This window comes from Lacrimispora sphenoides, assembly GCF_900105215.1.
In the GTDB taxonomy this organism is placed as follows: domain Bacteria; phylum Bacillota; class Clostridia; order Lachnospirales; family Lachnospiraceae; genus Lacrimispora; species Lacrimispora sphenoides_A.
Map to the genome: position 1 here is coordinate 2,740,205 of NZ_FOIP01000001.1, position 18,876 is coordinate 2,759,080.

Below are 18,876 nucleotides of genomic sequence, written 5' to 3' on the forward strand. Positions count from 1 at the left end.
GGAATGCCTTTCAGGAAGTCAGAAGTTTTTCAGTCATAATTTGTCCCACTACACATATATTGAGGTAAGAGGAGGGATGAAGGTGGAGAGGAAAGACGAGCTTATCAATATATTTTCCAGGAGCATAAGAGAAATTTTAAACCGGGTAACAATTAACTTTGACGAGGTTCAGGAAATCAGGCTCCGGGTAGGAGCTCCTCTTTTAATGATATACCGGAATGAGGAGTATTATGTGACTCTTAGGGGTTCTCTGAATAAGGAAGGAAAGGATGCCTATATCGTCTCGAAAAATGAGCTTAAGGAAACCATGGAGTACATGAGTAACTATTCTCTTTATGCTTTTGAAGAAGAGATGAAGCAGGGGTTTATTACCATTCAGGGAGGACACCGGATCGGAATCGCAGGAAAGACCATTTTAGACGAATCTGGAATTAAGACCATGAAATACATATCTTTTGTCAACGTCCGGCTGTCCCATCAGGTGAAGGGCTGCGCCTCTGAGGTTTTGCCCTATCTTTATGAGGAAGGGAGAGAAATCTATCACACTCTGATCATTTCCCCTCCCAGGTGCGGAAAGACCACTTTGCTGAGAGATTTGATCCGTCAGGTTTCCAACGGTTCTGAGGAGCATGCAGGCCTTACCGTGGGTGTGGTTGATGAGCGTTCTGAAATTGGGGCCTGTTATCAGGGGATCCCTCAGAATGAACTTGGAATCCGTACCGATATTTTGGACTGCTGTCCCAAGGCAAGAGGAATGATGATGCTGATACGAACCATGTCCCCAAGAGTGATCGCCGTGGACGAGATCGGGAGCAGGGAGGATCTGGAAGCAATGGAATACGTAATGAACTGCGGCTGCAAGCTGATTGCCACGGTTCACGGAAACTCTATAGATGATTTAAAGCAGAAGCCGATTCTAAGAAAGTTGGTGGAGGAGCGGATCTTTGAGAGGTATGTGGTCTTAAACAACTTAGGAAGGATCGGAAACATCGACCAGATCTATGATTCCAGGGGAACGCAGCTCTACAAGGCGCAGGTACATCAGATGGGAATACGGTGGGACAGGCAGGAGTGCATAGCTTATGGATAATACATGGCTGCGGATAATAGGAGCTCTACTGGTCATTATATCATGCTCAGGCCTTGGATTTTTTATGGCGGCCCAATGGAACGAGCATTTAAGAACTGTAGAAAAGCTTAGAAAAATGATTTTTTTATTGAAAGGCGAGATTGTTTATGCCAATTCTCCGCTGACTGAGGCCTTTGAACGGACCGGCAGAAAGGCTGGGGGAGAGATCGGTGTTTTGTTTGAGAGCGTGTCGGAAAGACTTTCCGGACAACAGGGAGAGACCTTTTATACCATTTGGCAGGAGGAGATTGACAAGCTTCCCAGGGAGGTCTGCTTGTCCAAAGAGGACAAACAGAATTTAAAAGGTCTGGGGGAGCATCTGGGTTACCTGGACATGGACATGCAGGAGCGGAATATCCTTTTATATCTGGAACAGCTGGACTTAACAATCGGTTATCTGAGAAAACATAAGCAGGAAAAAAGCCGCCTTTATACCAGCCTGGGTATCATGGGCGGTTTATTCCTAACAATCGTAATGTATTAAGGAGGATCGCATGGGAGTCAATTTGATTTTTAAAATTGCAGCAGTTGGAATCCTGGTTTCCGTCATCTGCCAGGTTTTAAAACACAGCGGACGGGAAGAACAGGCATTCTTAACAAGCCTTGCGGGGCTGATCCTGGTACTGTTCTGGCTGGTGCCTTATATTTATCAGTTATTTGAATCCATTAAAAATCTGTTTGCATTGTAGGTGAGTGTATGACCGTAGTGACCATAGCCATAACAGGAATCGTTGCAGTGCTTTTAGCGGTTTCGTTAAAGGGGATGAAGGGGGAATATGGGACCTATCTGGTCATGGCGGCGGGCTTTTTTATCTTCTTTTACGGCATGGGAAAGCTCACCACCATTCTGGATACGATGAAGGAAATCCAGACCTATATTAAGATTAACAGCGTCTATTTAACCACATTGGTAAAGATGATAGGAATTACCTATATCGCAGAATTTGCCGCGGGGATATGCAAGGATGCCGGATATGGAGCCGTAGGGACTCAGATCGAAATATTTGGAAAGCTTTCCGTTCTGGCGGTCAGCATGCCCATTCTCCTTGCGCTGATCGAGACACTGCAGGTATTTTTATCATGACGGGAGGGTTAAGGACTATGAAAAGAACCGCCTTTTTCCTGCTGTGCCTTATTAGTTTAATGCTGCTGTTTTTTTGTAAGGACAGCCTGGGAGCGGAAACATCATCAGGTAAGGAAGCATCCATCCCGGCGGAAAATTTAGACCTGGATCAGTATGATTTAACGGATATCCAGAATTTTCTGGATCGGTCGAAGGAGAACCAGGGCTTGAATCTATCTTTTAAAAAACTTATGAAAGATCTGATGGATGGAAAATTAAACGAGGTCATGGGACAAGTCGGAAAAGCGTTAAAAGATCTATTGGTGGGGGAGGTAAGAAACAGCGGGCATATGATGGGACAAATCATGGTGCTGGGGATCATTGGGGCGGTGTTTTCCAACTTTTCCAGTGTATTTACCGGAAGTCAGATTTCAGAAACCGGGTTTTTTGTCACCTATTTGCTTCTGTTTACCTATCTGGCGGCCAGCTTTTTTACAAGCGTGACCATTACGGGAAATGTGGTGGGGCAGATTCTGGATTTTACCAAGGTATTGATGCCTGCCTATTTCCTGGCGGCGGCATTTGCGGGAAGCAGTGCATCGGCGGCGGCTTCCTATGAGTTCACACTGCTTGTCATTGTTGCCGCCCAGTGGCTTTTGGGACAGGTACTTTTAGCACTCATAAGAGTCTATGCTCTTTTGGTCATGGCAGGCCACATTGCAAAGGAAGAAATGCTTTCAAAGCTTACGGAACTGTTGGAACAGGTGGTTTCCTGGAGCTTAAAGACCCTGGTGGGAGTTGTGCTTGGGTTTCATCTCATACAGTCCATGGTTCTGCCCTATGTGGATTCCATGAAAACGGGAGCCATTCAGAAGCTGATCGGAGCCATTCCGGGAATCGGCCAGGGCGTCAACTCGGTTGCCCAAATGGTTTTAGGCTCCGGGGTACTTATAAAAAATACCATTGGTGCAGCCGGCATTATCGTACTTCTTATCCTTTCCGTGATTCCCCTGATTAAACTGGCAGTGCTGATGGTTTTATACCAGTGTGTTGCAGCCCTTTTGCAGCCGGTCTGTGATAAAAGGATTGTTTCCTGTATTTCAGAAATGGCCAAAGGCCACAAAATGCTGCTGTCTGTAGCGGCTTCTGCAGTGATCCTCTTTGTTGTTACTATAGCGCTTGTATGCGCTTCTACCAATGTGACCTATTATACCGGGTGAGTGGCATGGAAGAATTGTTTAGCTGGATACGCAATATAACCTATTACCTGATTTTTATAACTGTGGTGGGAAACCTCCTGCCAAATAAAAAATATGAAAAATACATAAAATTATTTGCCGGCATGGTACTGATCCTTCTGGTATTAAAGCCCATTACAGGGGGCTTAAGGCTTGATGATACGCTGGCTTACTATTTTGAGTCAATAAGCCTTAAAAAGGAAGCCGGGGAGTTAACAGGAAAGCTTTCAGAAATGGAAGGGAAAAGGCTGGAAAGCATGATTACCAGATATGAAGAGGCGGTTGGAACGGATTTAAAATCCATGGCTGAGACCGACGGCTTTACCTGCAGAGAATCCAGGGCGGAGATTAACCAGGATCAGGCAAGCAGTACCTTTGGCCATGTCGTGCGGGTGACCTTGGTTCTGTCCCCGGGAAGAACTGGAGATGAGGGAACAGATATTGCCGTTTCCGGTAATGGAAATCCGCCGGTAAAAAAGGTACAGGAAGTGGAAGAAGTGAAAATAGCCGGCTCTGAACCGGAAAAGACTGATGATAAGGGACTAGAGGATGTGAGAAAACAGAAGCAGGAAGAAAATTCACGGCTTTCTGGTCTTAGAAGGCGGATTGCGGAATATTATGATTTGGAGGAACAGGATATTGAAATTCAAATGGAAGATGGGAAAGGATAAATGGCTGATCCTGCTGGCGGTTGGAATGATTATCCTGATCCTTACATTTCCCTCCGGTTCGGGTATGGCTGCCAGGGTAGAGAAAACAGCAGAAAGCAAAAACCAGACGGCACTGCAAAAAGGTATTGTGACAGAGCCAGCAGATGGGGAAGCGGCTGTTGCGGCAGGAGCAGACCGGACCTATGAGGAACAACTGGAGGCGAGGGTGAAGAGAATCCTAAAAACCGTGGATGGGGTCGGTCAGGTAGAAGTAATGATCGTACTGAAATCCTCAGAAGAGAAGGTACTCCGAGTCGATAAGGACAGTTCGGATTCATCTACTGAGGAAAAGGACAGCTCCGGGGGAACCAGAAAGCTCACCAGCGCAGATCGCAAGGAAAACACTATTCTGACCGGTTCAGGAGAAAATACAGCTCCCATTGTGGAGAAAGAGATACGTCCGGAAATAGAAGGAATCATCATCAGTGCCCAGGGCGGTGGCAGTCCTACGGTAAAAGCTGAAATTTCCGGTGCCATGGAAGCATTATTTAACCTGCCCCCACATAAAATTAAAGTATTAAAGAGGGTGGAATAAAAAGGAGTGTCATGTATGAGAAGTTGGAAAACAAGCAATGAGCCCAAAGTCCCTAGAACCCCAAAGAAAATGGATATGAAGAAACTTTTCCGAAGAAACCAGATTATTATCACCACCTTAGCCGTTATGATAGCTGCTGCTGGATATTTAAACTATGCAGGAAAGCAGGAGGCCGCTTCCGGGACAGACGTCTATGAAGCTGGAATGACTGATATTTCTGAAGAAGATATTTTAGCGGAAAACCAGTCCCTTACCGGCAGTGATACAAATCAGGATATTGCAAGCCTTGACCAGGATGCAGAGGATATTGATAAACTGGCGGCAGGAGAAACCGATGCGGCTTTACAAAGCGATGGATCGGTAGACTTAGCGGCAAATGAGACACAGGCGGCAAAAACCGGCCTTGACAACCCTGGAGAAGCGGTGCTTACCAGCGGAATGAACGTATCAGAATACATATCCAGCGTACAGTTAAATCGGGAGCAGGTAAGGGCAAAGAATAAGGAAACCTTAATGAACCTGATCAACAATCCAAACATTGAAGAAGCAGCAAAACAGCAGGCCATTCAGGAAATGATTGATATGACAGCTATTGCTGAAAAAGAAAATGCAGCGGAAACTCTGCTGCTTGCCAAAGGATTTGCAGATCCGGTGGTCAGCATTTCCAGCGGGAAAGTGGATGTTGTTATCAATGCCTCCAGCATTACAGATCCTCAGCGGGCTCAAATTGAGGACATCGTAAAGAGAAAAACAGAAGTGGGAGCGGAAAGCATCGTAATCACTCTTATGAAATTGGAAGAGTAAAAAGCCTTTGCAAACTGTGGACAGTTTTGCTATAATGATTCCAGAACCTAAAGGGCCGGAAGAAAAAACATCTTTCAACCCCCCGCTTTTGAATCAGGCGGATATGCCTGCATATCCAGTTGATTCATTAGTATATAAATATTAGTATAGGAGGGAATTGCTGTGGCAGAAATGGAAAGCAGAAATACTCACAAGGTATATGAAAAAGATAAAATTGGCGAAGTACAGATTGCGGACGATGTGGTGGCCATCATTGCAGGTCTTGCAGCAACCGAGGTAGAAGGCGTAGATTCCATGGCTGGCAACATCACCAATGAGTTGGTGTCAAAGCTGGGCATGAAAAATTTATCCAAGGGCGTTAAGGTGGAGCTGACAGAAGAACATGTATCGGTGGATTTATCCTTAAACATCAAATACGGTTACAGCATACCTACCGTCAGTGAGAAGGTTCAAGAGAAGGTGCAGAACGCCATTGAGAACATGACAGGTTTAACGGTCCTGGATGTAAACATCCGGATTGCCGGTGTAGCATTGGAAGAGAATAAATAGATGAAAAGGTCTATCGCGGGGGCGAACCGGGAAAAGGTTCATGCCCCCGCTTTTCTTTGTGTACAAAAGAATAAATGCTGTAAGGATATGATTCGGGATTTATAAAGGGACAGGTGTTTTCATATATGATGGCTGATAAGGAGAAAGACCGCTACTCGCTGAGGGTGATGACATTGTTTGGTCTGGTGGTATCGGTAATTATAGGGATATTCGCCTTAAACATTTATTACTTCAAAGAGGTGGAAAAAAGTCTGGTAGAACAGACTTACCAGGATTTAAAAAGGGAGAATGACGAAGCACTTACCTATTTTCGGGGAATGATCCGGGAAAGGTTTGAAGTGCTTGAGGCATTCTCTGCTTATGGTGATCTGCCGGAGGGACCGGAAATTGGAGTTTTAGGCGGGCAGGGAATTACGTATTACGGGATCCATGAATCCCAGGGGGTAAAGGGAGGAAACAGCATTTCCAGGCTGCCCTCCAATGGCTTTAACGGTCAGTCAGGGATCGCTTTGTCCGTTCCGGTGGTTAGGGAGGGACAAGCAAAGGGGTTGGTCTCTATGGAGTATACCGCTGAAGAACTGGGGAAGTATTTAAACAGTACAGAGTTAAGCCCATATGGTGCCAGTCTGGTTTTCACAAGGTCCGGAGAGCTGGTGGCCACGTGCCCTGGGTATGATGCTTATGCCAATGTTTATGATATACTCAAAACCATGGAATTTAGAGACGAACAATCTTTGGAGCAGATGAAAAAGACTGCGGCGAGCGGGGGCTTTGGATATGTCTCCTTTTATTACAAGGGCAGCAGGGAGCTTCTTTATTATCAGCCTGCGGGAGTTGAAGACTGGATGGTGGCTTCCATGGTGAAAACAGAAAGCTATGATGGCGCTCTTTACAAGATCAAAAAACTGTCAAAAGTCTTTATTGCAAGTTCAACGGTTATGGTGTCCTGTACAGTTCTTCTTATTATTTGTATTATTTATTTACGGAAAAAGGAAGCGAAGCGGGCGCAAAAGGATTATTTAACAGGCGTTTATACCAGAGAAACAGCTAGAAAGCTGGTGGAACAGAGACTGAAAGGCGGAGGGAAAAAGAGGTTTTATGCCTGTATGTTCCTTGATATTGACGATTTCAAGAAAATTAATGACACCTTCGGCCATCATAAGGGAGATCTGGTTCTAACCCAGGCAGGACAGATTTTAAGCGCCTGTACAAGAAAAGAGGATGTGATTGTCCGTTTTGGCGGAGATGAGTTCTGCATCTGGCTGTACGGCTTAAGCGGAAGGAAACAGCCGGAAGCCATTGCGAAACGGATATTAAATGCATTTCACGCCTCCGGAACCATACATGCAAGCATCGGAATCACCCTGGTAGGAGAACATGAGACAGAATACGATGCCATATTGAGACGGGCGGATCAGGCATTATATCTGGCTAAGGGAAAAGGGAAAAATCAGTTTGCATTCCAGCTTTGAGTCTTGGGGTCCTGCACTCCTTGAAAGTCCTTTTGATTTCAGGTATAATGAAGTTTAATGTTTTTAAAATTACTAAAAGGAGAAAAGCATGAATAAGCTTAGACTTGGAATTATTGGAAACGGTTATCTTGGAGAAATTATTGCCGGAGCATGGAACGATGGTTTACTGCCTGAGTATGAGTTGGTGGGAATCGTTGGGAGGACAAAGGAAAAGACAGAAGCCCTGGCAGAGAAAAGTGGCTGCAGCTCCTGCGCAGGGATCGATGAACTGCTGGAATTAAAACCGGATTACATCGCTGAGGCGGCATCTGGGGATTCCGTCAGAGACATGGCGGAGAAGATTCTGGCAAATGGATGTAATCTCATCGTGCTGTCCATTGGCGCCTTTGCGGATAAAGAATTTTATGAGAGAGTGAAGGCCACGGCCGTAAAACATAATACCAGGGTATACATCGCCTCAGGAGCGGTGGGCGGCTTTGACGTGCTTCGTACGGTTTCTCTCATGGGAGAGGCGAAAGCAGGAATTGAGACAAGAAAAGGTCCTGAATCCTTAATGTATACACCTCTTTTTGAGGAACATTTAATGACCGATAAGGAAAGCACCATGGTGTTTGACGGCAATGCAAAAGAGGCGATCGGACTACTTCCTACAAAGGTGAATGTTGCGGTAGCGTCTTCCCTGGCAACTGTGGGACCGGATAAAACCAGGGTGAACATTCACAGCGTTCCGGGAATGATTGGGGATGACCATAAGATCACTGCGGAAATTGAAGGCGTAAAGGCTGTTGTGGATATTTATTCAAGCACCAGCGCCATTGCCGGCTGGAGTGTAGTGGCTGTCCTGCAGAATATTGTGTCACCAATCGTATTTTAACGATAGCTGTTATACGGTTATGCCCGGTAGAGCGGGGCACACTGTGAGCAGGCAGTCGCGGATTGTGAATATAGCTTGACAGGAGGATAAGAAGTTGTTTGAGAAGTTGGTTGCCATAGAGCCGGTGAGTCTGGTAGAAGAAGCGGAGAAAGAGCTTTTCCAATATGCAAAACAGGTGGTGATGTACGAGGATATTCCCTGTGATGACGAAGAGATCATAAGGAGAATCGGAGATGCGGATGGAGTGCTTTTAAGCTATACATCCAGGATTAGTCAATATGTCTTTGAACGATGTCCTAAAATAAAATATGTGGGGATGTGCTGCAGCCTTTATTCAAAGGAGAGCGCAAATGTAGACATTGCTTACGCAGAACAGCATGGGATTACAGTTATGGGAATCCGTGATTACGGCGATGTTGGAGTGGTGGAATATGCGATCTGTGAACTGGTGCGCTTTCTTCATGGATATGACAGGCCCATGTGGAAGGATATGCCGGTAGAGATTACCGGATTAAAGATAGGAATCGTTGGAATGGGTGTTTCCGGAGGCATGATCGCCAATGCTTTGAAGTTTCTTGGTGCAGATGTTACCTATTACAGCAGGAGCAGAAAACCGCAATACGAGGAAAAAGGAATCGGATATCGTCCATTAGGAGAGCTTTTAGAGAGCAGCGAAATTGTATTTACCTGCTTAAATAAGAATGTAATCCTTCTGCGCGAAGAAGAATTCCAGAAGCTGGGAAATGGAAAAATCCTGTTTAATACGTCCATTGGACCTGCCTTTGAACCGGAAGATTTGAAAAACTGGCTGGATGCCGGGGACAACCGGTTTGCCTGCGATACGGCAGGAGCAGCAGGAGACGGGGAGCTTTTAAAACATCCCATGGTGTTTTGTGTCAATGCTTCGGCAGGGAGAACCAGGCAGGCCTTTGGAATTTTGAGCGAAAAAGTGCTTGATAATATCCGGAGGTTTTTGGAGAATAGCAAAGTTTCTATTGTATAAAAAACCCTGGTAAGGTATAATAATTCCAAATGTCCAGAAAATCACCAATAGGAGGACCATGGGAAATGACCAGAAGTAAAATGCGCGAACACTGCTTTAAAATGCTCTTTTGTGCGGATTTTTATCCAGCAGAGGAGAAGACAGGGCAGCTTATTCAATATTTTGAGGAACCAAAAGAGGATGATTTAAACGCCGAGGGTGTAGAAGAGATCATCCATGATGTGGATATGAGTGAAGAAAATGCTGCTTATTTAAGAGAAAGGGCAGAGTCCGTTATGGTCAGAATCCCTGAACTGGATTCAAAGATCAACGAAGTAGCCGAAGGCTGGAAGACAAAACGTATGGGTAAGGCTGAACTTACGATACTACGCCTGGCTCTGTTTGAGATATTATTTGATGAAGATGTGCCGGAAAAAGTAGCCATCAATGAGGCTGTGGAACTGGCTAAAAAGTACGGCGGGAATGAAGCTCCGGCATTTATTAACGGAGTCCTGGCAAAGCTGGTGTAAGATATGGCAAGTGTGTATTCCGTTACTTCAGTCAATGCCTATATTAAGAATATGTTTGCCCAGGATTTCGCCCTGAACCGGATATCCGTTAAGGGTGAAGTGTCCAACTGTAAATACCATACCTCCGGCCATATTTACTTTACCTTAAAGGACGGAAAATCGTCTATGGCGGCAGTGATGTTTGCCGGGCACAGGAAGGGTCTTGCTTTTAAGCTGGAGGAAGGGCAGCAGGTGGTGGTAAAGGGCAGCGTGGAGGTTTATGAGCGGGACGGAAGATACCAGCTCTATGCCCAGGAGATCACAAAAGAAGGAATCGGTGATCTGTTTGAAAGGTTCCAAAAACTGCGTGATGAACTGGAAGAAATGGGGATGTTTTCTCCTGAATATAAGAAACCGATTCCAAAGTACGGGACAACCGTAGGAATCGTGACGGCTCCTACCGGAGCTGCTATCCAGGATATTATAAATATATCGACCAGACGCAATCCTTATGTGCAGCTTTATCTCTACCCGGCTCTTGTCCAGGGAGAGAGCGCAAAGGAAAGCATAGTAAAGGGAATCGAAACCCTGGACCAGATGGGACTTGATGTCCTGATCGTTGGGAGGGGCGGCGGTTCCATTGAGGATTTATGGGCATTTAATGAGGAAGTTGTGGCAAGGGCTGTTTTTAACTGCACCACTCCTGTGATCTCAGCGGTAGGCCATGAAACCGATGTGACAATCGCAGATTATGTGGCGGACATGCGTGCCCCCACACCTTCTGCAGCCGCAGAGCTTGCTGTATTTGATTACAGCAAGTTTGAGGAGCAGGTGGAAATGTACGGTCATACGCTCTTAAGGACCGTGGAAAGAAAGCTGGAACGCTACCGGTTTCATGGAAACCAGTACGCCTTAAAGCTGAAACTGCATGACCCTAAGCGCAGCATTCATGAATGCCGGCAAAGGCTTGTGGACATAGAGGACAAGCTAAAAAACCTGATTCTGTCCAGGACGGCCTCATACCGGGCAAGGGCGGAAGAAGAAAAGCTTCACATAAAACAGCTGATAGAAAAGCAGGCGGTCAGGGACAGACACAGGCTGGAGATTTTCATCAGCCGCCTGGAAGCAGAATCCCCTCTTAAGAGGATGGGAGGCGGCTATGGTTTTGTAACTGATGGAAAAGACAGGCGGATTGATTCCGTGAAGCAGGTAAAAGCCGGTGACAGAATTGGGCTGAGGCTTAGGGATGGAAGCATGGAGGCGGTGGTTTCCCGTGTTGCCCCGGCGGAATCTGGCTTATTTGGCAGCCAGCGGGAGGAAGTTCGTGGAGACAGGTAATAAGGAGAAACGGATTTATGGCGGCAAAAAAAGAAAAAACGATTGAAGAGACATTTGGAGAGCTGGAAGAGCTCATTAAAAAACTGGAAAGCGGAGAAAGTTCCCTGGAGGAATCCTTTCAGTATTATGAGACCGGCATGAAGCTGGTAAAGTTCTGCAATGAAAAAATAGATAAAGTGGAAAAAAAGATTATCGTGTTAGAGGAAAATGGTGAGGAACATGAATTATAAAGAAATGTTTTCAGCCCGTACAGAGGAAGTAAGGCATGTAGTAGAAACATACCTGCCTCCTGTGGAGGGCCATCAGAGTACAGTTCTGGCGGCAATGGATTACAGCGTTCGCGCTGGAGGAAAGAGGATTCGTCCCATGCTGATGGAGGAGACCTACCGCTTATTCGGCGGTAAGGGGAAAGAGATCGAGCCTTTCATGGCTGCGATTGAGATGATTCACACCTCCTCCCTGATTCACGATGACCTTCCCTGCATGGATAATGATACCCTGCGCCGGGGACTTCCTACGGCATGGGTTAAATTTGGTTATGACATGGCGGTACTGGCGGGAGACGGTTTGCTGATTTATTCCATGGAGACAGCTGCAAAAGCTCTTTCCATGACGGACCGGCCGGACCTGGTTGCCAGGTGCATGGGGATTTTAGCAGAAAAAACAGGAATTTTTGGGATGATAGGCGGTCAGACCGTTGATGTGGAGCTGGCAGGAAAGCCTGTTCCAAGGGAAAAGCTTGATTTCATTTACCGGTTGAAGACCGGAGCGCTTTTAGAGGCCGCTATGATGATCGGAGCCGTTCTCGGCGGAGCAGATGAAGAGCAGCTGAAGCTGGTGGAGAAGATGGCCTCCTGTCTGGGACTTGCATTTCAGATACAGGATGATATCCTGGATTTAACCAGCAGTGCGGAGGTTCTTGGAAAGCCTGTGCTCAGTGATGAAAAGAACCATAAGACCACCTATGTAACCCTGGAGGGAATTGAAAAGGCGAAGCAGGATGTGGAGCGGATTTCAGAAGAGGCGATTTCCTGCCTCCATGAGCTCCCAGGGAAAAATGAATTCCTGGAAGCGCTGATTCGGATACTTGTGAACCGGGAAAAGTAAGCCGTTTAACGATAAGGCTAAAAAAGGATCTGATAAGAATATGATGCTGGAATTAATAAACGGGCCTGAGGATATCAAAAAACTGTCAAAGCAGGAGCTTGATATTTTAAGTCAGGAAATCCGTGACTTTTTGGTAGGAAAAATAAGCATGACAGGCGGCCATCTGGCTTCCAATTTAGGAGTGGTGGAGTTAACCATGGCGATCTACCTGGCTTTTGACCTTCCAAAGGATAAGGTTATCTGGGATGTAGGGCATCAGTCCTACACCCATAAGATATTAAGCGGCAGGAGAGATGAATTTGACGACCTGCGGCAATACGGCGGCATGAGCGGCTTCCCAAAGAGAAAGGAAAGTCCTTGTGATGCCTTTGATACCGGTCACAGCTCTACTTCCATTTCAGCCGGACTAGGACTGGCCCAGGCAAGAGATGTGCTGGGAGAGGATCATTTTGTGGTATCCGTAATTGGAGACGGCGCCTTAACAGGCGGCATGGCCTATGAAGCTTTAAATAATGCGGCCAGGATGAACAAGAATTTCATTATCATTCTCAACGATAACAACATGTCTATCTCAGAAAATGTAGGTGGCATGTCAACTTATTTAAATAGCATCCGTACCGGAGAAGGGTATCTGGACTTAAAGAAGCACGTGACCAACGTGCTGTCCCGGATTCCGGTTGTAGGAGATCAGATCATTGATAAGATCAGCAGGACAAAGAACGGCATTAAGCAGCTGCTCATACCTGGAATGCTGTTTGAGAATATGGGGATCACCTATCTTGGTCCGGTGGATGGCCATAATATAAAGGCCCTTTCCAGGGCACTGCGGGAAGCAAAGAAGCTTCCACATACCGTGCTGGTCCATGTGATCACCCAGAAAGGCAAGGGATATGCCCTGGCGGAGAGGAATCCTTCCAAATTCCATGGAGTTGATCCTTTTGATATCATCACCGGGGAGCCGAAGAAAAAGAAGAATAATCCCAGCTATACGGATGTATTTTCCAAAACCATCTGCCGTCTGGCTGAGCAGGATAAACGAATCGTGGCGGTAACGGCAGCCATGCCGGATGGAACAGGTTTAAAGCGGTTTTCCCGTCTGTATCCTGACCGCTTTTTTGATGTGGGAATTGCAGAAGAGCATGCGGTGACTTCGGCGGCTGGAATGGCGGCAGGCGGCTTAAAGCCGGTTGTGGCCGTTTATTCGTCTTTTTTACAGCGCGGCTTTGATCAGATCCTCCATGATGTTTGCATTCAGAATCTGCCTGTGGTCTTTGCCATAGACAGGGCAGGGCTTGTGGGAAGTGATGGGGAGACCCATCAGGGAATATTTGACTTATCCTATTTAACTGCTATCCCTAATATGAGCGTGTTTGCGCCGAAAAACTTATGGGAGCTTATGGATGGGATGGAGTTTGCCCTTTCCTACAATGGCCCGTTTGCGGTGCGCTATCCAAGAGGAGAGGCTTACCAGGGCTTAAAAAGTTTTCGTGCTCCCATTGAATATGGCAAGGGAGAGATGCTCTATGAGGAAAAGGATATTGCTCTTTTAGCAGTAGGAAGCATGGTGAGCACAGGGGAGCATGTGAGGCAAAAGCTGAAGGCAGAAGGCTGGAACTGTTCTCTGGCCAACGGCCGGTTTGTGAAGCCTTTTGACCGGGAATTGCTGGACCGTCTGGCAAAGAAGCATTGGCTGATCGCGGTCATGGAAGAAAATGTCCTTCAGGGAGGCTTTGGCCCCGGGGTCACCGCTTATATCCACGAGCACTATCCGCATGTAAAGGTTATAAATATCGCCTTGCCGGATGCTTATGTGGAGCATGGCAACGTATCCCTGCTCCGGAAGGGGCTGGGGATTGACAGCAATTCTATCATATGGCGGCTCAAAAAGGAATATCTTGATACGGAGCGCCAGAATGCAGAATGGAAAAAATATAAAGATAAAACAAGGGAAATGGAAAAGGCATGAAAGAACGTTTGGATGTGCTTTTAGTAAAACGGGGACTGGCTGAATCCAGGGAAAAGGCCAAGGCTGTCATTATGTCCGGGATCGTCTATGTAGACGGGGATAAAGAAGACAAAGCCGGTACCACATTTGAGGAAACTGCGAACATCGAGGTAAGAGGAAGCACTCTGCGGTATGTGAGCCGGGGCGGTTTAAAGCTTGAAAAAGCCATGACTCATTTTGACGTGACTCTGGAAGGAAAAGTGTGCATGGATGTAGGCTCTTCCACAGGCGGTTTTACAGACTGCATGCTTCAAAACGGAGCTGTTAAGGTTTATGCAGTGGATGTAGGCCACGGTCAGCTTGCATGGAAGCTGAGGAACGATGAACGCGTGGTGTGTATGGAAAAGACCAATATCCGCTATGTCACTCCTGGAGATCTGGCCGACCCAATAGAATTTTCCTCTATTGATGTTTCCTTTATTTCCCTGACAAAGGTATTAGGACCTGTAAAAGCTCTTCTTACGGATAAAGGAGAGGTCGTCTGCCTTATAAAGCCCCAGTTTGAAGCCGGCCGGGAAAAAGTGGGGAAAAAGGGCGTGGTAAGGGAAAAATCCGTCCATCTGGAAGTGATCCGGATGGTCATTTCCCATGCAGTAAGCATTGGCTTTGAAGCACTACATCTGGAATACTCCCCCATTAAGGGGCCGGAAGGGAACATTGAATATCTCCTTCACTTGAAAAATCATCAGTCAGGAGAGGCATGCCCGGAATGCGGTCTTAATCCGGAACAGATCGTGGAAGAAGCCCATGGGAATTTAACAGGAAACTAAAAGCGGCCTGTTACTGCAGGCAGCAAAGCGGATTAAAAGTATCCTTGCAGGTAAGGAGTTTTAATATGAAATATTTTTATGTAATCATGAACCCTGACAAAGAAGGGGCCAGAGAGACTGCGAAAGCCATTCGTGACTATCTTACCGGTCATGGGGCGGTCTGTCTGATCGGGGGAGAAGGCCAGGAGAAGCGGCAGGGGAAAAGCCATTATACCGATGCTTCCATGGTGCCGGAAGAGACGGATTGCCTGATCACCTTAGGAGGCGACGGGACCCTGATCCAGGCGGCCAGAGACTTAGCAGGAAGGAATATCCCCATGATCGGGATCAATCGGGGAACCCTTGGGTACTTAACCCAGGTATCCCGCACGGAGGATATCAATGATGCTCTTTCTGCTCTTCTTGCCAATGATTATAAGCTGGAAGAACGGATGATGTTAGACGGCTGTATTTACCGCAAGGGAACAGCTGTCTGCCAGGATATTGCCTTAAATGAAATTGTCATAACCAGGAGCGAGCAATTAAAGATGCTTCAGTTTAAGGTTTATGTAAATCAGGAATTTTTAAATGAATACCGGGCTGATGGGCTTATTGCGGCAACACCCACCGGCTCCACCGCTTACAATCTTTCTGCAGGAGGCCCCATCATTGTCCCGGATTCCCAAATGGTGGTCCTGACTCCCATCTGTTCCCATGCCCTGGGGACAAGGAGCATCGTCCTTTCCGCAGATGATTGGATCCAGATCGAAATGACGGGGAAGAAGGGCATAAGCCAGACGGCTGTATTTGACGGAGATACGTCCACGGAGCTTTATCCAGGCGATTGCATCGAGATACGCCGGTCGGATATTAAAACCATTCTGATAAAGCTGAAGAACATATCATTTTTAGATAACCTGCGCAACAAGATGGCTGGTATATAGGGAGGGACACTATGAAACTGGAACGACACAGCAAAATTGTGGAACTTATTGGAAAACACGAGATTGAAACCCAGGAGGAGCTGGCAGATTATTTGAATCATGCAGGCTTTGCGGTCACTCAGGCGACGGTTTCCAGAGACATCAGGGAGCTGAAGCTTACAAAGGTTCAGTCTGAGTCAGGAAAGCAGAGGTATGTGGTACTTCAAAACCAGGGCTCTTTCAGTGACAAATACATCCGGATCCTGCGGGATGGCTTTTTATCTATGGACATGGCGCAGAATATTCTGGTTATTAAGACGGTATCCGGCATGGCCATGGCAGTGGCGGCGGCACTCGATGCCCTTCATTTCGGTGAGATGGTGGGCTGCATCGCAGGTGACGACACCATCATGTGCGCCATTCGAAGCGCCGATGATACCATACTTATGATGGACAAACTAAAGAAACTCATTACGGGATAAAGGAGGCCGCCATGCTTTCAGAATTACACGTAAAGAACTTAGCCCTGATCGAAAAAGCCGATGTGGAATTTGGACAGGGCTTTAATGTCCTGACCGGTGAGACCGGAGCCGGTAAATCTATTATTATCGGTTCGGTTACCATTGCCTTAGGGGGAAAAACGCCAAAGGATATCATTCGAAAGGGCACAGAATACGCCTATATTGAGCTGATCTTTACGGTCAGTGACCCGGGGAAAGTCCGCCTGTTAAAGGCGTTTGATGTCTATCCGGATGGAGACGGCACGGTGATCATCTCAAAGAAGATCATGCCCTCCAGAAGTTTAAGCAAAATCAATGATGAAACCGTAACCGCAGGAAAGCTGCGGGAAATCACGGGCCTTCTCATCGATATTCATGGACAGCATGAACATCAGTCTTTACTCTACAAATCAAAACATCTTGAGATTCTGGACCGCTACCAGGAGAAAAAGTCCCATAAGCTAAAAGAGAATATTGTAGACACTTATCGGGAATACGTCCGGTTAAAGGACCGGCTTTCCGCCTTCCAGCTTGACGAGGAAGCCAGACTCAGGGAAATGGATTTTATCCGCTATGAGATAGAAGAGATCGAAAATGCCGGGCTAAAGGAAGGGGAAAAGGAAGAACTGACCTCCAGATACCGTCTTTTTTTGAATGCAAAGAAGATATCCGAAAGCCTTTCCATGGCTTATTCCGCCGTGGATACTGATTTCATCAGCCGTGCATTAAAAGAGGTGGAAACGGTCGCCTCCTATGATGACAGGCTCTCTGTCATAAGGGATCAGTTATTTGATGCCGATTCCATCTTAAGTGATATCAGCCGGGAAATAACCTCATACATAGATGATATGTCCTTTGATGAGGATGAATACAGGCAGATGGAAGAGAGGCTCGATGTTTTACATAATCTTGAAGCAAAATATGGAGGAAGCCTAAGTCAGATATTTATAAATCTGGAAGAAAAGCAGAAACGCCTGGAAGAGTTGGAGGATTATGACGGAGCCAGAAAAAGGACGGCAGAAGAACTCCAAAAGGTTTCGGACCGTCTGGAGCTTCTTTCCGGTCAATTATCCGAAATGAGAAAGAATACAGCCAAGGAACTGACAAACAAAATAAAGGAAGGGCTTAAGGACTTAAATTTTATTGATGTGGAATTTTCCATGGAATTTTCACGCCTTGGCCACTATACAGCGAACGGCTTTGACGAGGCGGAATTTTTGATCTCCACGAACCCTGGAGAGTCTTTAAAGCCTTTGGGCATGGTAGCTTCCGGCGGAGAACTGTCCAGAATCATGCTGGCCATTAAGACTGTACTTGCGGATACCGATGACATTCCTACTTTGATTTTTGATGAGATTGATACCGGAATCAGCGGCCGTACGGCTCAGAAGGTATCGGAAAAGCTGGCCTATATTGCCGGGAACCATCAGGTCATCTGCATCACCCATCTGCCCCAGATCGCTGCCATGGCTGACAGCCATTACGAGATTGCAAAGGCAGTGGAAGAGGGCCGTACAGCCACTTCCATACACCCTTTAAGCGGGGAAGAGGTAGTAGAGGAGCTGGCAAGGCTTTTAGGAGGCGCAGAGATAACCGAGGCAGTGAGAGCGAATGCAAGAGAGATGAAGCGGCTGGCAAAAGAAGGCAGACGCCCGGGAGTATGAGAACATGATTGGACTTGGAACACTGATAAATGTGGCGGGGATTGCGGCAGGAGGCTTGGGAGGCCTTCTCTTTGGGAAGAAGATGGAGGAGCGTTACCAGCGCACGCTGATGAGCGGAGCAGGAATATGTGTGCTGTTTCTTGGTATTGAAGGCGTTATGGAAGAAATGCTGGTCATCCGTCAGGGAGAGCTTGCCGGCAGGGGAACAATGATGCTTATCCTATCGTTTTTCATAGGATCACTTCTTGGAGAGTGGATGAACATTGAATCAGCCATGGAGCGGTTTGGAGAGTGGCTTAAAAGAATAACAAACAGCAGCGGCGATGCAAAATTTGTAGACGGATTTGTAACGGCCTCTCTTACTGTCTGCATCGGAGCCATGGCAGTGGTAGGTGCCATCAAGGATGGGATTTCCGGTGATTATACAATTCTTGCTGCCAAAGCTCTCCTGGATTTGATCATTATTCTGGTCATGACTGTTTCCCTGGGAAAAGGGTGCATCTTTTCGGCTATACCGGTAGCCCTGTTTCAGGGAACCATAACCCTTCTGGCAAGACTCATTGAACCCATTATGACGGCCCAGGCTCTGTCTAATTTGTCCTTAACCGGTTCCGTCCTGATCTTTTGCGTGGGCATGAATCTTATCTGGGGAAAGATGATAAAAGTTGCCAATCTGCTACCGGCCATATTTTTGGCAGTGGCTTTTGCTTTTGTTCCTTAGAACC

At 46.7% G+C, this 18,876-nt stretch carries 22 protein-coding genes; all 22 read left to right on the top strand.

The window, feature by feature from the left end:
• Positions 1–82 precede the first annotated feature (82 nt).
• The 22 genes from spoIIIAA (at position 83) to BMW45_RS12555 (ending at position 18,872) form a co-directional block, all read left to right on the top strand.
• A complete protein-coding gene (gene spoIIIAA / locus BMW45_RS12450; protein WP_092246418.1) occupies positions 83–1,090 on the top strand; it encodes a stage III sporulation protein AA in 1,008 nt (335 codons plus the stop codon).
• Entirely contained in the window at positions 1,083–1,613 is a 531-nt protein-coding gene (locus BMW45_RS12455; protein ID WP_092244012.1) for a stage III sporulation protein AB, read from the top strand. Before spoIIIAA ends, BMW45_RS12455 begins: the two co-directional genes overlap by 8 nt.
• A gap of 10 nt (positions 1,614–1,623) precedes the next feature.
• Positions 1,624–1,818, top strand: coding sequence for a stage III sporulation protein AC (spoIIIAC, locus tag BMW45_RS12460; RefSeq protein WP_013273849.1), 195 nt, complete (start codon positions 1,624–1,626; stop codon positions 1,816–1,818).
• Positions 1,819–1,826: 8 nt separating this feature from the next.
• Positions 1,827–2,213: a stage III sporulation protein AD gene (gene spoIIIAD / locus BMW45_RS12465; RefSeq protein ID WP_092244014.1), complete on the top strand. Its 387-nt coding sequence runs from the start codon at positions 1,827–1,829 to the stop codon at positions 2,211–2,213.
• 17 nt (positions 2,214–2,230) lie between these two features.
• Positions 2,231–3,412, top strand: coding sequence for a stage III sporulation protein AE (locus BMW45_RS12470; protein WP_092244017.1), 1,182 nt, complete (start codon positions 2,231–2,233; stop codon positions 3,410–3,412).
• Positions 3,413–3,417: 5 nt separating this feature from the next.
• On the top strand, positions 3,418–4,101 hold the full coding sequence (locus BMW45_RS12475) for a stage III sporulation protein AF (RefSeq protein WP_242883006.1): 684 nt from the start codon (positions 3,418–3,420) through the stop codon (positions 4,099–4,101).
• Entirely contained in the window at positions 4,049–4,675 is a 627-nt protein-coding gene (locus tag BMW45_RS12480; RefSeq protein WP_092244023.1) for a stage III sporulation protein AG, read from the top strand. Before BMW45_RS12475 ends, BMW45_RS12480 begins: the two co-directional genes overlap by 53 nt.
• A gap of 15 nt (positions 4,676–4,690) precedes the next feature.
• Complete coding sequence (locus tag BMW45_RS12485; RefSeq protein ID WP_242883008.1) at positions 4,691–5,479, top strand: SpoIIIAH-like family protein; 789 nt, start codon at positions 4,691–4,693, stop codon at positions 5,477–5,479.
• Positions 5,480–5,650: 171 nt separating this feature from the next.
• Positions 5,651–6,028 carry an Asp23/Gls24 family envelope stress response protein gene (locus BMW45_RS12490; protein ID WP_092246424.1) on the top strand — a complete coding sequence of 126 codons (378 nt, stop codon included), beginning with the start codon at positions 5,651–5,653 and terminating at the stop codon, positions 6,026–6,028.
• Between the two features lie 125 nt (positions 6,029–6,153).
• Entirely contained in the window at positions 6,154–7,500 is a 1,347-nt protein-coding gene (locus BMW45_RS12495) for a sensor domain-containing diguanylate cyclase (protein ID WP_092244026.1), read from the top strand.
• Between the two features lie 88 nt (positions 7,501–7,588).
• Positions 7,589–8,374 (top strand): aspartate dehydrogenase domain-containing protein, encoded by a 786-nt coding sequence (locus tag BMW45_RS12500; protein WP_025234597.1) that lies wholly within the window; start codon positions 7,589–7,591, stop codon positions 8,372–8,374.
• Between the two features lie 94 nt (positions 8,375–8,468).
• On the top strand, positions 8,469–9,377 hold the full coding sequence (locus BMW45_RS12505) for a D-isomer specific 2-hydroxyacid dehydrogenase family protein (protein WP_092244029.1): 909 nt from the start codon (positions 8,469–8,471) through the stop codon (positions 9,375–9,377).
• 65 nt (positions 9,378–9,442) lie between these two features.
• On the top strand, positions 9,443–9,886 hold the full coding sequence (nusB, locus tag BMW45_RS12510; RefSeq protein ID WP_092244032.1) for a transcription antitermination factor NusB: 444 nt from the start codon (positions 9,443–9,445) through the stop codon (positions 9,884–9,886).
• 3 nt (positions 9,887–9,889) lie between these two features.
• A complete protein-coding gene (gene xseA, locus BMW45_RS12515; RefSeq protein WP_092244035.1) occupies positions 9,890–11,203 on the top strand; it encodes an exodeoxyribonuclease VII large subunit in 1,314 nt (437 codons plus the stop codon).
• A gap of 17 nt (positions 11,204–11,220) precedes the next feature.
• Positions 11,221–11,433 (top strand): exodeoxyribonuclease VII small subunit, encoded by a 213-nt coding sequence (xseB, locus tag BMW45_RS12520; protein ID WP_013273837.1) that lies wholly within the window; start codon positions 11,221–11,223, stop codon positions 11,431–11,433.
• A complete protein-coding gene (locus BMW45_RS12525) occupies positions 11,423–12,310 on the top strand; it encodes a polyprenyl synthetase family protein (protein ID WP_092244038.1) in 888 nt (295 codons plus the stop codon). Before xseB ends, BMW45_RS12525 begins: the two co-directional genes overlap by 11 nt.
• 40 nt (positions 12,311–12,350) lie before the next feature.
• A complete protein-coding gene (gene dxs / locus BMW45_RS12530; RefSeq protein WP_092244041.1) occupies positions 12,351–14,276 on the top strand; it encodes a 1-deoxy-D-xylulose-5-phosphate synthase in 1,926 nt (641 codons plus the stop codon).
• A complete protein-coding gene (locus BMW45_RS12535) occupies positions 14,273–15,085 on the top strand; it encodes a TlyA family RNA methyltransferase (protein WP_092244043.1) in 813 nt (270 codons plus the stop codon). Before dxs ends, BMW45_RS12535 begins: the two co-directional genes overlap by 4 nt.
• Positions 15,086–15,150: 65 nt before the next feature.
• Positions 15,151–16,008, top strand: a complete 858-nt coding sequence (locus BMW45_RS12540) for an NAD(+)/NADH kinase (RefSeq protein ID WP_092244046.1) — start codon at positions 15,151–15,153, stop codon at positions 16,006–16,008.
• A gap of 11 nt (positions 16,009–16,019) precedes the next feature.
• Positions 16,020–16,469, top strand: a complete 450-nt coding sequence (argR, locus tag BMW45_RS12545; RefSeq protein WP_092244049.1) for an arginine repressor — start codon at positions 16,020–16,022, stop codon at positions 16,467–16,469.
• An 11-nt stretch (positions 16,470–16,480) separates the two neighbouring features.
• On the top strand, positions 16,481–18,151 hold the full coding sequence (recN, locus tag BMW45_RS12550) for a DNA repair protein RecN (RefSeq protein ID WP_092244052.1): 1,671 nt from the start codon (positions 16,481–16,483) through the stop codon (positions 18,149–18,151).
• Positions 18,152–18,155: 4 nt separating this feature from the next.
• On the top strand, positions 18,156–18,872 hold the full coding sequence (locus BMW45_RS12555) for a DUF554 domain-containing protein (RefSeq protein WP_054791479.1): 717 nt from the start codon (positions 18,156–18,158) through the stop codon (positions 18,870–18,872).
• Positions 18,873–18,876: the final 4 nt, after the last annotated feature.

Excerpts from the sequence above, each read along its gene's own strand:
- BMW45_RS12455 (WP_092244012.1), top strand. The coding sequence starts at position 1,083 with ATGGATAATACATGGCTGCGGATAATAGGAGCTCTACTGGTCATTATA.
- spoIIIAC (WP_013273849.1), top strand. The coding sequence starts at position 1,624 with ATGGGAGTCAATTTGATTTTTAAAATTGCAGCAGTTGGAATCCTGGTT.
- spoIIIAD (WP_092244014.1), top strand. The coding sequence starts at position 1,827 with ATGACCGTAGTGACCATAGCCATAACAGGAATCGTTGCAGTGCTTTTA.
- BMW45_RS12470 (WP_092244017.1), top strand. The coding sequence starts at position 2,231 with ATGAAAAGAACCGCCTTTTTCCTGCTGTGCCTTATTAGTTTAATGCTG.
- BMW45_RS12475 (WP_242883006.1), top strand. The coding sequence starts at position 3,418 with ATGGAAGAATTGTTTAGCTGGATACGCAATATAACCTATTACCTGATT.
- BMW45_RS12480 (WP_092244023.1), top strand. The coding sequence starts at position 4,049 with ATGATTTGGAGGAACAGGATATTGAAATTCAAATGGAAGATGGGAAAG.
- BMW45_RS12485 (WP_242883008.1), top strand. The coding sequence starts at position 4,691 with ATGAGAAGTTGGAAAACAAGCAATGAGCCCAAAGTCCCTAGAACCCCA.
- BMW45_RS12490 (WP_092246424.1), top strand. The coding sequence starts at position 5,651 with ATGGAAAGCAGAAATACTCACAAGGTATATGAAAAAGATAAAATTGGC.
- BMW45_RS12495 (WP_092244026.1), top strand. The coding sequence starts at position 6,154 with ATGATGGCTGATAAGGAGAAAGACCGCTACTCGCTGAGGGTGATGACA.
- BMW45_RS12500 (WP_025234597.1), top strand. The coding sequence starts at position 7,589 with ATGAATAAGCTTAGACTTGGAATTATTGGAAACGGTTATCTTGGAGAA.
- nusB (WP_092244032.1), top strand. The coding sequence starts at position 9,443 with ATGACCAGAAGTAAAATGCGCGAACACTGCTTTAAAATGCTCTTTTGT.
- xseA (WP_092244035.1), top strand. The coding sequence starts at position 9,890 with ATGGCAAGTGTGTATTCCGTTACTTCAGTCAATGCCTATATTAAGAAT.
- xseB (WP_013273837.1), top strand. The coding sequence starts at position 11,221 with ATGGCGGCAAAAAAAGAAAAAACGATTGAAGAGACATTTGGAGAGCTG.
- BMW45_RS12525 (WP_092244038.1), top strand. The coding sequence starts at position 11,423 with ATGAATTATAAAGAAATGTTTTCAGCCCGTACAGAGGAAGTAAGGCAT.
- dxs (WP_092244041.1), top strand. The coding sequence starts at position 12,351 with ATGATGCTGGAATTAATAAACGGGCCTGAGGATATCAAAAAACTGTCA.
- BMW45_RS12535 (WP_092244043.1), top strand. The coding sequence starts at position 14,273 with ATGAAAGAACGTTTGGATGTGCTTTTAGTAAAACGGGGACTGGCTGAA.
- BMW45_RS12540 (WP_092244046.1), top strand. The coding sequence starts at position 15,151 with ATGAAATATTTTTATGTAATCATGAACCCTGACAAAGAAGGGGCCAGA.
- argR (WP_092244049.1), top strand. The coding sequence starts at position 16,020 with ATGAAACTGGAACGACACAGCAAAATTGTGGAACTTATTGGAAAACAC.
- recN (WP_092244052.1), top strand. The coding sequence starts at position 16,481 with ATGCTTTCAGAATTACACGTAAAGAACTTAGCCCTGATCGAAAAAGCC.
- BMW45_RS12555 (WP_054791479.1), top strand. The coding sequence starts at position 18,156 with ATGATTGGACTTGGAACACTGATAAATGTGGCGGGGATTGCGGCAGGA.